We start from the raw sequence: 14,219 nt of genomic DNA on the forward strand, positions 1-14,219 counted from the left end.
TATCAGGGCGTGAGTCGGCTCACGGCGAGCCAGGTGATGTCGTCTCTGTGTGCCAACGCAAAAACCATTCGCTTACGCACGCCGTGCGCGAGCCGAACGTCGAGCGCGAGGTCGCGCGGGTCGAAGACGTGGCCGGGTTCGAGACAGCGCACCAGCCACTCGGAGTGGCCGAGGTCCGCGACGTCCTCGACGTCCGCGTAGGTCCGGAAGTCCGCGCCGAACTTGAAGCCGGTCTTCGGGACGAGGCCGCGGTCGCGGAGTTCGCGATACGTGCGGAGGCGCCGGTCGAAGCGCCCGCGCTCGACCTCGCGGCCGCGCTCGACGAGCGCGTTCACGCCCGCGTCGTGCTCCGGGAGGACGAGGTCGCCCTCGGCGGCGAGGTAGGCGGCTTCGACGAGCGAGAGCTGGACGGCCGCGACCTCGGAGGCGCGCCCGGTGAGCTGCTGGCCGTAGAACGCGGAGCGGTGGAGCGCCTCGGGGGGGTCCCAGACGACGACGCGGTCGTCGAGGAGCGCGCCCTCGGCCGGCTCCGCGAAGCCGTACTCGGTGCTCCCTTCGGGGTCGACGAGCTCGGTTTCGAGGTAGGTGAGTTCGGACTCCTCGTCGACGACGGCGAGGACGGTGTCGCCGAGTTCGTCGGCGGGGACGTCGGTGCGCTCGCCGACGACGCGCACGCGGTAGGCGACTTCGTCGTCGCCCGGGCCCTTCCCGCGCGGGTAGACGACGAAGTCGGCGCCACCCGACTCGTCCACCCAGTCCTCGCGTGCGGGCGAGAGGTAGAAGCCCCGGTCGCGGAGGTCCATGTAGACGAGAAAGCGCGTGCTGAAGCCGCGGTCGCCGGCGGCGAGGAACTCCCGGAAGCCCATGCCGTCGACGGCGTCGAGGTCGCCACGGAAGAGGAGGTGGGCGGCCTCGACGCGCGAGAGGGCGATTTCGTTGCCCTCGCGCGGCACCCCGTACCCCCGCGAGTCGTGGAACCGCTGGCGGGCGTCGCCGCCGACGACGACGCGGTCCCCGCGTAGCTGGCCGTTCATACGCAGAGTGTGCGGCGGGCGCGACCAAAGGGGCTACGGTGCGCGAGCGGGGCAAGCGGCGGCGAGACAGCGCTCGCCGCGCGCGGTTTCGAAGCGCGGCCCGCCGCAGTCGCATGCGCCGACGACGACGCCGGTCGGTATCGGGTGCGTCGCATCGCAGTCCTCGCAGACCGCGTGCAGGCCGCGTTCCCGTCGGATGCGGAGCGTGCCCCCGCAGTGCGGGCAGTCCCACGCGCCGTCGAAGCGCGCGCGGACGGCGTCGTCGATGCTCGCGCAGGCCCGGTCGAGACAGACGTCGAGGACGGCGCCGCGCCGGACGCGGATCTCGGGGAGCCCACAGTCCGCACACGTCGCGTCGGTGACGGTGGCGTCGCGCGGAACCGGGTAGCTCGCGTGACAGCCGATGCAGGTGACGCGTTCGCGGGCGCGCACGAGCGGCCCGCCGCAGTCCGGACAGTCGCCGACTTCGGGCCCGGCGGGCGTGACGGGCGCGAAAGTGTCGAGCGTCGTCTCGTGGCTCTCGACGCGGAGGTGTTCGTCGCCCGACCCGGCGACGAGGCGGACGCCGTCGGCGTCGCTCGCGTAGCGCACCACGTCCGCGCGCGTCAGCCACGACGCGGGCTGGTAGCCCTCGGCGTCGTGGACGAGGACGGTGTTGTCGGGTTTGACGAGTACGACGACTTCGCCGCGCGTCTCGAGTCGGTCGTCGCGCTCGTAGGTGACGGTGCAGTCGCCGGCGAGTACGCGTGTCGCGTCCTGCATCGCGAGTGGGTGGGTGCGTCCCGCTACAAGAACCCTCAGACGATTCGCACGGTGCGCTCCTCGTGGTGGGTGTCGAGGGCGTGCTCGGGGAAGACGACGTCGACGGCGTAGACGAGCGCGTCGTCGTCCGCGCCGAAGACGCCGACGGGCAGGGTCGTCGCACCGTCGAGGTAGGTCGTGGTGCTCGTCATCTCGACGGTGTCGCCGTCCCCGCCGTCTCGGGTCGCGGTGACGCGGAGCGCGACGCGCGCGGCCCCGCCGTCGTTGCTGACGGTGACCTCGCGCATGTCGTTCTCGCCGCGCGCGACCGTCTCGGGGAAGTCGCCCCAGTCGAGGGAGACGTCCGGGAGGTCGGCGGCCTGCTCGAGTATCGCGTCCGCGACGCCGCCCGAGAGGCCGGCGGCGACGAGGCCGTCGTGACCGGCGGCGCGCACGTCGGCGAGCGAGGTGATGCCCTCGTCGGCGAGGCGGTGCGCGCGCCCAGAGCCGACCCCGTCGAGCGCGGTGAGTTCGACGGCGTCGGCGGGGACGCCGGTGTCGATGCGGGCTTCGAGGCGGTGGGCGAGGTTCGCGCCCGCCGGCTGGTCGAAGCGCTCGAGGAACTCCGCGAGCGCGGCGAGGAGGCGGAGGGCGTTCTGCCGGATGACCCACGCGTCCGAGCGGAGCTCGGGCGGCGTCGACCCGCGCATCGAGGCGTGGAGGATGGCGAGCACCTTCCGGGGACCCGCGTCGAGGTCGTCGCCGCGCCCGCCGAGAACGGACGCGACGGCCTCGCGCTCGTCGCGGCGCGCGCTGACGCTCTCGAACTCGGCGGACTGCGCGACGGCTTCGAGGACGCCGGCCTCGGTGACGCCGGCCTCGGCGAGGTCGCGAAAGCCCGCCGCCGTCGCCATGTCGAGGTAGTACGTGGAGGTGAGCATCCCGAGCTGGGTGGCGGTGAGGCCGAGGTCGTCGTGCGTGCGGACGAACCCCTCGGTGACGAGGTCGTCGAGGACGCCGCGCACGCGCTCGCGGACGTTCGCGAAGTCGTAGTCCTCGGGCGCGGACTGCGCGCGGCGGTAGTAGAAGGTCGTCTCCAGCCACGCCATCACGTCGTCGAGGCTGTCGACGGTGCCCATCGCGATTTCGGCGTTGAGGTGCTCGGGGAGGTTCTCGGCGAGCGTCGACTCGATCTCCTTACCCTCGCGGAGCAGCTGTCGGTATTTGTCGGCCTCGCTGTTGTCGCAGACGACCCAGCCGTAGCCGACGTCGTCGTAGCCGGGCCGGCCCGCGCGCCCGAGCATCTGGAGGACGTCGAGCGGGCTCATGTCGACCTCTCCCTCGAGGGGGTCGTGGTACTTCGTATCGCGGATGACGACGCAGCGCGCGGGGAGGTTGACGCCCCACGCGAGCGTCGACGTCGAGAAGAGGAGCTCGATGGTGCCGTCGCGGAACCACGCCTCGACGTGGTCCTTGTCGTTCTTCGAGAGGCCGGCGTGGTGGAACGCGACCCCGTCGAGGACGCTCTTGCGGAGGGTGTCGTTGTCGAGCGCCTCGGCCTCGGTGTGGAGGTCGTAGTCGCCGCGCGCGCCCATCGGGACGTCGCGCTCGGCGAGCTCGTCGCGGGCCTTCTCCGCGGCCCGGACGGTGTCCTGTCGGGAGGCGACGAAGCAGAGGGCTTGGCCGTCCTCGCGGAGGTGTTGCTCGGCCCGGTCGAGGGCCTTGTAGAGGCGCCTGTACTTGTCCTGGAAGGGGTTGTCGCCGTGGACGTACGTGGTGACGTCGGCGTGGAGGTCGACGGGCCTGTACTCGTCGCCGAACGCGAACGTGCACTCGGGGGGCGCGTCGAGCCAGTCGGCGACGTCCTCGACGTTCGGCATCGTCGCGGAGAGCGCGACGACGCGCGGGTCGCAGAGCCGCCGGAAGCGCGAGACGACGACCTCCAGCACCGACCCGCGTTTCTCGGAGTCGAGGAGGTGGACTTCGTCGATGACGACGACGTCGACGTCGGTGACGAAGGAGTAGCGCGGGGAGTCGTGCTTGCGCGTCGCGGAGTCGGCCTTCTCGGGCGTCATCACGAGGACGTCCGCGCGGCGCGCGCGACGCGGGTCGAGGTCGCGCTCGCCCGTGACGACGTACACCGAAAAGCCGAGCTCCTCGAAGCGCTCCCACTCGTCCTCCTTCTCGTTCGTGAGCGCGCGCAGGGGCGCGACGAAGAGCGCGGTGCCGCCCTCGGCGAGCGCCTCGCAGATGGCGAGTTCGGCGAGCGCGGTCTTCCCCGAGCCGGTCGGGGCGGCGACGACGACGTTGTCGTCGCGCTCCAGCAGGGCGGGGACGGCCTCGCGCTGCATCCGATTGAACTCCTCGAACGGGAACGCGTCCGCGAACTCCGGGACCGCCTCGGCGACCTCCATTGACGGGTGGACGAAAGACCGCCCGCGCGGAAAGGCGTTTCTACGTACCGGCTCCCCGGCGGGACGAGCACTTACGGTGGCGCGGCCGTCACGTGCGGACGATATGGCCGAGGAGAGACGGACGGAACTCGCGGTGGTCGGTGCGGGCCCGGGCGGCTACGTCGCCGCGATTCGCGCGGCACAGCGCGGCGTCGACGTGACGCTCGTCGAGAAGGACGCGCTCGGCGGGACGTGCCTGAATGTCGGCTGCATCCCCTCGAAGGCGCTCGCGCACGCGGCGGGCGTCGCGCATCGCGCGGCGTCGGCGTCGGAGATGGGCGTGCACGCGGACGTGTCGGTGGACCTCGCGCAGACGAACGAGTGGACGGACGGCGTCGTCGACCGACTCACGTCGGGCGTCGAGAAGCTCTGTAAGGCGAACGGCGTCGCGCTCGTCGAGGGGCGCGCCGAGTTCGTGGACGAGCGGACCCTCCGCGTCGAGCGCCCCCGAGGGAGCGAGCGCGTCGCGTTCGAGCACGCGGTCGTCGCGACGGGGTCGCGGCCGACCGAGGTTCCGGGCTTCGCGTTCGACGGCGAGCGCGTCCTCGACTCGACGGCCGCCCTCGACCTCGACGCCGTCCCGGAGTCGCTGGTGATCGTGGGCGGGGGCTACATCGGGATGGAGCTCTCGACGGCCTACGCGAAACTCGGCTGTGACGTGACGGTCGTCGAGCGACTCGACGACGTGCTCGCGGGCTACGAGGACGACGTCGCGCGCGCCGTCCGGCGGCGCGCGGCCGACCTCGGCGTGACGTTCCGCTTCGGCGAGCGCCCGAGCGAGTGGCGCGAGTCGGGGGACGGCGTCGTCGTCACCACGACCGACGGGGAGGAGCGACACGACTACCGCGCGGAGGCGGTCGTGGTCGCGGTCGGGCGCGACCCCGTCCTCGATTCGCTGAACCTCGACGCCATCGGCCTCGAGGCGAACGCGGACGGCCGGCTCGAGACCGATGCACGCGGCCGGACGAGCGTCGAATCGGTCTTCGCCGTGGGCGACGTCGCGCCGGGGCCGATGCTCGCGCACAAGGCGAGCGCCGAGGGGCGGGTCGTCGCGGCCGTCGTCGCGGGCGAGGACGCGTCGCTCGACGAGCGCGCGGTCCCCACGGCGGTGTTCACGGACCCGGAGGTCGCCACCGTCGGCCTGACCGAGGCCGAGGCCGAGTCCGAGGGCCTCGACCCCGTCGTCGGGGAGTTCCCGATGGGCGCGTCCGGGCGCGCGCTCACCGTGGGCGAGCCGGACGGGTTCGTCCGCCTCGTCGCCGACGGCGGGACAGGCGTCGTCCTCGGCGCACAGATCGTCGGCCCGGAGGCGAGCGAGCTCATCGCCGAGGTCGGTCTCGCGCTCACGATGGGCGCGACCCTCGCGGACGTCGCGGCTTCGATACACACGCATCCGACGCTCTCCGAGGGCGTCATGGAGGCGGCGGAGAACGCGCTCGGGGAGGCGATCCACACGCTGAATCGCTGAGGCGACGCCGACGGTCTTTTCTCACCGCCGCGACCTATCCCGTGGTATGCGAACGGTTACACTGGGCCCCGCAGGGACGTACTCGCATCGCGCCGCCGGTGCGGTCGCCGACGACGACGAGATCGAGTTCCGCGAGTCCGTCCGCGACATCGTGGACGCGGTCGCGGACGGGGACGCCGAGCGCGGCGTCGTCCCCATCGAGAACAGCATCGAGGGGAGCGTCACGGAGACGCTGGACGCGCTCGCCGATCGGGACGTCGCGGTCGTGAAGGAGGTCATCACGCCCATCCGCCACGGCCTCCTCGCCCAATCGGAGTCGTTCGACACCGTCGCGAGCCACCCGCAGGCGCTCGCGCAGTGTCGCGAGTACCTCGACGAGCACTATCCGGACGTGACCGTCGAGGCCGTCGCCTCGACCGCGCGCGGCGTCGAGCTCGCGCGCGAGGACCCCTCGGTCGCGGGCATCGGCCACCCGGACAACGCGACGGGCGACCTCGAAGTCATCGCGGAGGACATCCAGGACCGGCGCTCGAACGCGACGCGCTTCTTCGTGCTCGCGCCGCCCGCCGACCGCTCCGAGGCGGGCGGGAAGTCGAGTCTCATCGTCAGCCCGGGCGCGAACTACCCCGGCCTCCTCCTCGAACTCCTCGAACCGTTCGCGGAGCGCGGCCTCGACCTGACGCGCGTCGAGTCCCGGCCGACCGGCGAGCGCCTCGGCGACTACCTCTTCCACTTCGACATCTCGGGCGGCCTCTACGAGGAGCGCACGCAGGCCGCGCTCGCCGAGATCGAGGAGATCGCCGCCGACGGCTGGGTCCGCGAACTCGGGAGCTACGACGTCGAACACGTGGTGTGAGTCGGCCCGGCGTCGCCGGGCCGACTGAACGGACGAACGGGAAGCAGAGCGACCCGTGAGCGGCAACCCCGCTCGGACGAACACGTGAGCGGGAGCGACCGACGGGGAGCGACACGCGAGCACTGAGCCCGGCGACGCCGGACCGACCATGCGAACGCGGCCCACGAGCGGCGCCGTCGCTCGCCGAAAGAAGGTGTCGTCGCCCGAGAATCCCGGGCGACCCTGCTCGTATCTACTGCTTGTGACGAGAGATACTTAAACGGTGTCGGGTGCGCAACGGCGAAGTGGCGGGCCCGCGAAACCCGGGTATGCTCGAAGCAGGCGACGACGCGCCCGCGATCACGGCGACGAATCAGGACGGCGAGACGCTCACCCTCGACTTCGCGACGCCTACGGTGCTCTACTTCTACCCGCGCGACGACACGCCCGGTTGTACGGTCGAGGCGAAGGGTTTCAACGCCGAGTTGGACGCCTATCGGGAAGCGGGCGTCTCGGTCTACGGGGTCTCGACGGACGACGCGGACTCCCACCGGGAGTTCTGCGATGCGTACGGCCTCGAGTTCGACCTGCTCGCGGACCCCGACGGCGACGTCGCCGCTGCCTTCGACGTCGACACCTCGCGCGGGGCGGCCGAGCGCGTGACGTTCGTCCTCGCGGACGGCGAAGTGCGCGCGGTCTACGGCGGCGTGACGCCCGAGGGGCACGCGGAGGAAGTGCTCGAGGACGTCCGGCGCTCGGGACTACTCGCCGAGGAGTGAGCCGATCGCGGCCGCGGCCTCGTCGACGGTCGTCCGCCACGCACCGTCCGGGGTCGCGCCGTGCGTCGGCGGCGCGACGTCGAGCGTGAGGGCGTCGTAGGCGAAGCCGTCGATGTGGTCGCTCGCGAGGGCGCCGACGAACTCCGCGTTCTCGCGCTTCGAGGAGACGCCGCCGTCCTCGAGCGCGTAGTAGTCGCTGAACAGGTGGACGAGACGGACGTCGCGGTCGAAGTCGCCCTCGTGGGCGTAGCGCGCGAGCTTCACGGGGTTGTTCGCGGGGTCCGCACGCCGCATCTCGACCTCCACGAGGACGAGCGGCGCGGCCGCACCGCCCGGGACGCCCGCGACGTCGACCGGCGTCCGGCGCGCGTACCACTCCGTCTCCCACGAACGCGCGGGGTGGCGCGCGGCGAGGGCGTCGCGCAGGCGGGCGTGGACGCGCTGGGTGAAGTCGGCCACGAGCTGGAGCTGGGCGCGCGCCACCGAAAGGCTTCCCCCGCGATGGGAGGCCTTTTGCCCCGCGACGGAGAACGACGGGGCATGACCTACGAGCCACGGGCACTCGAACGAAAGTGGCAGGAGCGCTGGGAGGACGGCGGCCGGTACGAAGCCGACCCCGGCGACGACGAGGACGCGACGTTCGTCACCGTCCCCTACCCCTACCCCAGTGGGGGGATGCACATCGGGCACGCGCGCACCTACACGGTTCCGGACGTCTACGCGCGCTATCGCCGCCTGCAGGGCGACGACGTGCTCTTCCCCATCGCGTGGCACGTCACGGGCACGCCCATCATCGGTGCCGTCAACCGCCTCCAGAAGGGCGAAGAGGAACAGCTCTCCGTCCTCCGTGACACCTACAACGTCCCCGAAGACGAACTCGAGGACCTCGAGACGCCGATGGGCTTCGCGCGCTACTTCATCGAGAACCACTACAAGCGCAACATGAAGTCCCTCGGCCTCAGCATCGACTGGCGCCGAGAGTTCACGACGAACGACGAGCGCTACTCGAAGTTCGTCACGTGGCAGTACGAGACGCTGCGCGAGCACGACCGCCTCGAAAAGGGCTTCCACCCCGTGAAATACTGTACGGAGGAGGAGAACCCCGTCACCACCCACGACCTGCTCGAGGGCGAGGACGCCGAGCGACAGGAGTACACCCTCGTGAAGTTCGGGCTCGGCGACACCAAAGTCCCGATGGCGACGCTGCGTCCGGAGACGGTGCGCGGCGTGACGAACGCCTACATCAAGCCCGACGGTAAGTACGTCGAGGCCGAGGTCGACGGCGAGACGTGGCTCGTCAGCCACGACGCCGCGCACAAGCTCACGCTCCAGCAGCGCGACGTCGAAATCGTCGACGAGTTCCTCGGTGAAGCGCTCGTCGGCGAACGCGTCGAGAACCCCGTAACGGGCGAGGACGTCCTGATCCTGCCCGCTGACTTCGTGGACCCGGACAACGCGACGGGCGTCGTGATGTCCGTGCCGGCGCACTCGCCGGACGACTGGATGGCGCTGCAGACCGCGAAAGAGGACGACGAGCGGATGCGCGAGTACGGCATCGACCCCGCCGAGGTCGCGGAGATCGAGCCGAAGGCCATCATCGACGTGGAGGCGTACGACGACGTCTTCCCGGCGCGCGCGGCCGTCGCGGAGCACGGCATCACGAGCGCGGACGACCCGCTCCTCGAGGAAGCCACCCAGGAGGTCTACAACCGCGAGTTCCACGGCGGGACGCTGAAGGACATGTACGGCGAGTACGCGGGGGCGGTCGTCGAGGACGTCCGGGACGAACTCGCCGCGCACTACCGCGAGTCGGGGGACTTCGACGCGATGTACGACTTCTCCGAGCCCGTCGTCTGCCGCTGTGGCGGGGACGTCGAGGTCGCCCAGCAGGAGACGTGGTTCCTCACGTACAACGACGAGGACTGGAAGGCGCTCGCGCACGAGGCGGTGTCGAACATGGACGTCGTGCCGGAGACCTCGCGCGACCAGTTCGACCACACCATCGACTGGCTGGAGGAGTGGCCCTGCATCCGCAACTACGGCCTCGGGACGAAGCTCCCGTGGGACGACGACTTCGTCATCGAGCCGCTCTCGGACTCGACGATCTACATGGCCTACTACACGGTCGCGCACCGCCTGCGCGACGTCCCCGCCGAGGAGCTCACCCCCGAGTTCTTCGACGCGCTCTTCTACGGCGAGGACGCCGTCGACGACGCGCCCGAGACCGCCCTCGAACTCCGCGAGGAGTACGACTACTGGTACCCCGTCGACTACCGCGTCTCCGGGAACGACCTCATCTCCAATCACCTGACGTTCTTCCTGTTCCACCACGCCGATCTCTTCGAGGAGGCGCAGTGGCCGGAGGGCGTCGCCATCATGGGGATGGGCCTGCTGGAGGGCGAGAAGATGTCCTCCTCGAAGGGCCACGTCGTCCTCCCCGCCGAGGCCATCGAGGAGTACGGCGCGGACACGGTGCGCTTCTTCCTGCTGAACTCCGCGCAGCCGTGGCAGGACTACGACTGGCGCGCCGACGAGGTCGAGTCCACGGGCAAGAGCCTCGAGCGCTTCTACAACCGCGCGACGGACGTCGTCGACCTCGACGCGCCGACCGCGGCGCCACGCGACGCGGAGAGCCGAGCGGCGGAGCCGCGAGGCGTCCCGGAGGACGTCGAGTTGCGGCGCATCGACCGCTGGCTCCTCTCGCGGCTCCAGCGCACGGTCGAGCGGACGACCGAGGCGATGGACGCCTTCGAGACCCGGAGCGCCTCCCAGGAAGCCTTCTACCGCTTCGAGGAGGACCTGCGCTGGTACCGCAAGCGCGCGGACCTCGACCGGGAGGCGACGAAGTGGGTGCGACAGGAAGTGCTGCGCACGCGCCTGCGCCTACTCGCGCCCGTCGTGCCGTTCCTCGCGAACGAACTCCACGAGAAACTCGAGGGCGTCCCCGTCGAGGACGCCGCGTGGCCGACGGCCGACCCCGAGTTCGAGAGCGCGCGGGTCGAACTCGAGGAGCGCCTCATCGACGGCCTCGTGGACGACGTCCGGGACATCGTCGACGTCACCGGCACCGACCCGGACAGCATCACCGTCTACACGCCCGCCGACTGGAAGTACCGGGTCTTCGAGACGGTCGCGGAGACCGGCCCCGACATCGGCGCGGTGATGGGGAAGGTGATGCAGAAGGAGTCGCTTCGCGAGAAGGGCGACGAGGTGAACGACCTCGTGCAGGACCTCGTCGCCGACGTGCGCGAGTACGACGAGGAGGAGCTCGCGGCGCTCGCAGAACTCGACGAGCAGGCCCTCTACGGCGACGCCGCGGGCTTCCTCAGTCGGGAGTTCGACGCGAGCGTCGACGTCGTCCCCGAGGGCGACGCCGAAGACGAGAAGGCGGCCTCGGCGGTGCCGTTCCGCCCCGCCATCCGCCTCGAATAGCGGGGCGAAGCCGGGGCGTTTAATCCCCCGGACGTCGTAGCGCCGCGTATGACCACCGAAGCGCCACGGACGCTCCGGGAGAAGCTGAAGCGGACGCTCTCGCCGCACCTCGAGGAGGGCGGGTTCGTCGGGCGCGCCCAGATGGACTTCTTCGGCCTGCTCTACGCCGTCGTCATCCTCGTGCTCGTGCTCCCGCTGATACCGTTCCTCCTCGTCGCGAACGCCCTCTACTCGATGGTGCGCTCGTTCTACGACCCGTATCGGCGCCCGAGCGAAGAGGAGTACTAGACGCCGAGCAGGTCGAATCCGGTGCCGACGCCGTGCTCGTCGGCGTGCGTGTAGACGACGTGCGCGGCGGCGACGTCCTGAATCGCGAGCCCCGTCGAGTCGAAGACGGTGACGGTGTCGTCCGCAGTGCGGCCCTCCTTCTGGCCGGTGAGTATCTCGCCGAGTTCGCCGTAGATGTCGTCGTCGTCGAGGACGCCGGCGCTCCACGGGACGTTGATCTCGCCGGAGTGCGTCGTCTGCGCGTAGTCGTCGATGACGAGTTTCGCAGCGAGCAGGGCGTCGTCGGCGATCTCGTGCTTCCCGGCGGCGTCAGCACCCATCGCGTTGACGTGCGTGTGCTCGCCGAGGTCCGCGGGGTGGACGATGGGGTCCTCGACGGGCGTGACCGTCGAGAGCACGTCGCAGTGGCCGGCCTCGCTGATGGTGCCGGCGCGCACGTCGAACTCGTCCTCGAAGCGCTCGATGAAGCGGGTGACGCGCTCCTCGCGCAGGTCGCTCACGACGACCTCCTCGATGTCGCGCACTTCGGCGATGGCCTCGAGTTGCGTGTAGGACTGGACGCCCGCGCCGACGATGCCGAGCGAGGAGGCGTCCGCGACGGCGAGCGCGTCCGTGGCGACGGCGGCCGCCGCGCCCGTGCGCTTCATCGTGAGTTCGGTGCCGTCCATGATGGCGAGCGGGTAGGCGTTCGTCGGGTCCGAGTAGATCATCGTCCCCATGACCGTCGGGAGGTCGAAGGAGTCCGGGTTGTCCGGGTGGACGTTCACCCACTTGATGCCGGCGGCGTCCCACTCTTCGGTCTCGAGGTACGCGGGCATCGACCGGAAGTCGCCGTTGTACTGCGGGAGGTCGATGTAGGACTTCGCGGGCATCTGGGCGTCGCCGCGCTCGTAGGCGACGAACGCCTCGCGGAGCGCCGCGACGAGGTCGGGCATCGGCGTGTTCGTGCGGACGTCCTCTTTGGCCAGCAGGAGCGTCTCCATACCTGCAAGAATTACCGGCGTGCACTTAGGCCGGTCGGAGCGCCCCCACCGCACAGGCTTTGTGCGTCGCCGCCCAAACGCGGGCCATGAGAGCGCACAGCGTCCTCACGTCGATCGCGACGGCGTCGCTCATCCTCGCCATCGGCACCATCGGCGGCTGGCTCCCGCTCCCGCACGTCAGCGTCCTCTTCTTCCTCGTCGTCACCGTCTGTCTCGCCGTCGTCCTCTTCCTCCTCACCGCCTACCGGATGACGCAGGGCGTCTTCGCCGACGAGAACCCGGTCTGAGCGGCGAGTGCCGTCGCTACGCGAGGAGTGCCGAAAGAAACGGGAACGTCGGGAGTCGAGCGTGCGGTTCGCGGCGTGGTCCGGGTGGTGTGGCGGACCTGTCTCACGGGACTGCGTCCCGGTCGACTGCCCGAGGTTCGTTCGGAACCTCGTTTACATCGGCGGGCGAAGCGAAACTTCGCTGCCTACGTGGAATCAGGCGAAGCCTGACTTCACATCGCGCCGCCCATGCCGCCCATACCGCCCATGCCGCCCATGCCGCCGCCCATGCCGCCGGGGCCGCCGGCGCCGCCGGGCCCTTCGTCGCCGCCGTCGTCGGCGTCGACCTGCCCGCCGGCGAGGTCGCCGGCCGCGATGACGTCGTCGATGCGGAGGATCATGACGGCCGCTTCCGTCGCGCTCTCGATGGCCTGCGTCTTCACGCGGAGGGGCTCGACGACGCCCTCCTCTTCCATGTCGATGACCTCGCCCGTGTAGGCGTCGAGGCCGGCGCCCGTCTCGCCGTCCGCGTGGCGCGCGCGGAGGTCGACGAGGGAGTCGATCGGGTCGAGGCCGGCGTTCTCGGCGAGGGTGCGCGGGCCGACTTCGAGGGCGTCGGCGAACGCCTCGACGGCGAGCTGCTCGCGCCCACCGACGGAGTCGGCGTAGTCGCGGAGCTCGAGCGCGAGCTCGGTCTCGGGCGCGCCGCCACCGGGGAGGACCTGACCGTCCTCGAGGGTGACGCGCACGACGCCGAGCGAGTCCGTGATGGCGCGCTCGACCTCGTCGACGACGTGCTCGGTGCCGCCGCGGAGGATGAGCGTGACGGACTTCGCGTCCGCGACGTCCTCGACGAAGATGCGCTCGTCGCCGCCGATGTCCTTCTGAGCGACGGAGCCGGCTTCGCCGAGGTCCTCGGCCTCGATCTCCTTCGCGGAGGAGACCGGCGTCGCGCCGGTGGAGCGCGCGAGGCGACCCATGTCGGAGTCCTTCACGCGGCGGACGGCGAGGATGCCCTCCTGCGCGAGGTAGTGCTGGGCCATGTCGTCGATGCCGCCGTCGACGAAGACGACGTTCGCGCCGGTCGCGGCGATTGCGTCGACCATCTCCTTGAGCTGCTCCTCTTCCTGGTCGAGGAACTCCTGGAGCTGGTCGGGGTCGGTGACGTTGACCTCGGTGTCGATCTCGGTCTCCTGAACTTCGAGCGCGCCGTCGATGAGCGCGATCTTGGCGTTCTCGACGCCGAAGGGCATGTTCTCGTTGACGCGCGTCTTGTCGACGATGACGCCCTCGACGAGCTCGGAGTTGTCGATGGAGCCGCCGGTGACCTTCTCGATTTTGATGTTGTCCTCGTCGACGACGCCGTCGTCGGCGACGGACTGCGCGGCCTGCACGACGAGGCCGGAGAGGGCGTCCTTGGCGTTCTCGGCGCCCTTGCCGGTCATCGCGGTGGCGGCGATCTGCTCGAGGTACTCGGTGTCGTCGGCGTCGATGTCGATCGCGATCTCGGAGAGGAACTCCTTGGCCTGCTCTGCGGCCTGTCGGTACCCCTGTGCGAGCGTGGTCGCGTGGATGTCCTGCTCGAGGAGGTCCTCGGCCTCGTCGAGGAGCTCGCCGGCGACGATGACGGCGGAGGTGGTGCCGTCACCGACCTCGTTCTCCTGCGTCTCGGCGACCTCGACGATCATGTTCGCCGCCGGGTGCTCGATGTCCATCTCCTTGAGGATGGTGACGCCGTCGTTCGTGACGACGACGGACCCGGAGGAGTCGACGAGCATCTTGTCCATCCCTTTCGGGCCGAGCGTCGTGCGGACGGACTCGGCGACGGCCTTCCCGGCGGAGATGTTCATCGACTGCGCGTCCTTCCCCGACGTACGCTGCGAGTCGTCGGAGAGTACGATAAGCGGCTGGTTGCCCATCTGCTGCGCCATAATCACTCG

Annotated in this window: 12 protein-coding genes; 6 read left to right on the forward strand and 6 right to left on the reverse strand. The window is 70.5% G+C overall.

Going from position 1 to position 14,219, the window contains the following annotated elements; all coding sequences use genetic code 11:
• Window positions 1-2 precede the first annotated feature (2 nt).
• The 3 genes from endA to IEY12_RS05685 are packed head-to-tail and all read right to left on the reverse strand — an operon-like array spanning window position 3 to window position 4,189.
• Window positions 3-1,034 (reverse strand): tRNA-intron lyase, encoded by a 1,032-nt coding sequence (gene endA, locus IEY12_RS05675; RefSeq protein ID WP_188880230.1) that lies wholly within the window; start codon window positions 1,032-1,034, stop codon window positions 3-5.
• 33 nt (window positions 1,035-1,067) lie between these two features.
• Window positions 1,068-1,796, reverse strand: coding sequence for an endonuclease NucS domain-containing protein (locus IEY12_RS05680; protein ID WP_188880234.1), 729 nt, complete (start codon window positions 1,794-1,796; stop codon window positions 1,068-1,070).
• Between the two features lie 35 nt (window positions 1,797-1,831).
• A complete protein-coding gene (locus IEY12_RS05685; RefSeq protein WP_188880236.1) occupies window positions 1,832-4,189 on the reverse strand; it encodes a DEAD/DEAH box helicase in 2,358 nt (785 codons plus the stop codon).
• 103 nt (window positions 4,190-4,292) lie between these two features.
• Here IEY12_RS05685 and lpdA point away from each other — a divergent pair, with 103 nt between their 5' ends.
• The 3 genes from lpdA (at window position 4,293) to IEY12_RS05700 (ending at window position 7,310) form a co-directional block, all read left to right on the forward strand.
• Window positions 4,293-5,696, forward strand: a complete 1,404-nt coding sequence (gene lpdA / locus IEY12_RS05690) for a dihydrolipoyl dehydrogenase (RefSeq protein ID WP_188880238.1) — start codon at window positions 4,293-4,295, stop codon at window positions 5,694-5,696.
• Window positions 5,697-5,742: 46 nt separating this feature from the next.
• The gene (gene pheA, locus IEY12_RS05695) at window positions 5,743-6,552 is read left to right on the forward strand and encodes a prephenate dehydratase (protein ID WP_188880240.1); all 810 of its coding nucleotides are present in this window, start codon (window positions 5,743-5,745) and stop codon (window positions 6,550-6,552) included.
• A 308-nt stretch (window positions 6,553-6,860) separates the two neighbouring features.
• Complete coding sequence (locus IEY12_RS05700; RefSeq protein WP_188880245.1) at window positions 6,861-7,310, forward strand: peroxiredoxin; 450 nt, start codon at window positions 6,861-6,863, stop codon at window positions 7,308-7,310.
• Here IEY12_RS05700 and IEY12_RS05705 read toward each other — a convergent pair.
• A complete protein-coding gene (locus IEY12_RS05705; protein WP_188880246.1) occupies window positions 7,293-7,769 on the reverse strand; it encodes a hypothetical protein in 477 nt (158 codons plus the stop codon). The two genes, IEY12_RS05700 and IEY12_RS05705, sit on opposite strands and share 18 nt — an antisense overlap.
• Before the next feature lie 81 nt (window positions 7,770-7,850).
• Here IEY12_RS05705 and leuS point away from each other — a divergent pair, with 81 nt between their 5' ends.
• Complete coding sequence (gene leuS / locus IEY12_RS05710) at window positions 7,851-10,742, forward strand: leucine--tRNA ligase (protein ID WP_188880247.1); 2,892 nt, start codon at window positions 7,851-7,853, stop codon at window positions 10,740-10,742.
• Between the two features lie 48 nt (window positions 10,743-10,790).
• Window positions 10,791-11,030: a DUF7535 family protein gene (locus IEY12_RS05715; protein WP_123074758.1), complete on the forward strand. Its 240-nt coding sequence runs from the start codon at window positions 10,791-10,793 to the stop codon at window positions 11,028-11,030.
• Here IEY12_RS05715 and IEY12_RS05720 read toward each other — a convergent pair.
• Entirely contained in the window at window positions 11,027-12,013 is a 987-nt protein-coding gene (locus tag IEY12_RS05720; protein ID WP_188880248.1) for an ornithine cyclodeaminase family protein, read from the reverse strand. The genes IEY12_RS05715 and IEY12_RS05720 overlap by 4 nt on opposite strands.
• Before the next feature lie 86 nt (window positions 12,014-12,099).
• Here IEY12_RS05720 and IEY12_RS05725 point away from each other — a divergent pair, with 86 nt between their 5' ends.
• Window positions 12,100-12,300, forward strand: coding sequence for a hypothetical protein (locus tag IEY12_RS05725; protein ID WP_158604247.1), 201 nt, complete (start codon window positions 12,100-12,102; stop codon window positions 12,298-12,300).
• Window positions 12,301-12,512: 212 nt separating this feature from the next.
• Here the strand turns inward: IEY12_RS05725 and thsA are convergent, their stop codons facing one another.
• Entirely contained in the window at window positions 12,513-14,210 is a 1,698-nt protein-coding gene (thsA, locus tag IEY12_RS05730; protein ID WP_188880249.1) for a thermosome subunit alpha, read from the reverse strand.
• Window positions 14,211-14,219 lie beyond the last annotated feature (9 nt).

This window comes from Halarchaeum grantii, assembly GCF_014647455.2.
Lineage (GTDB): Archaea > Halobacteriota > Halobacteria > Halobacteriales > Halobacteriaceae > Halarchaeum > Halarchaeum grantii.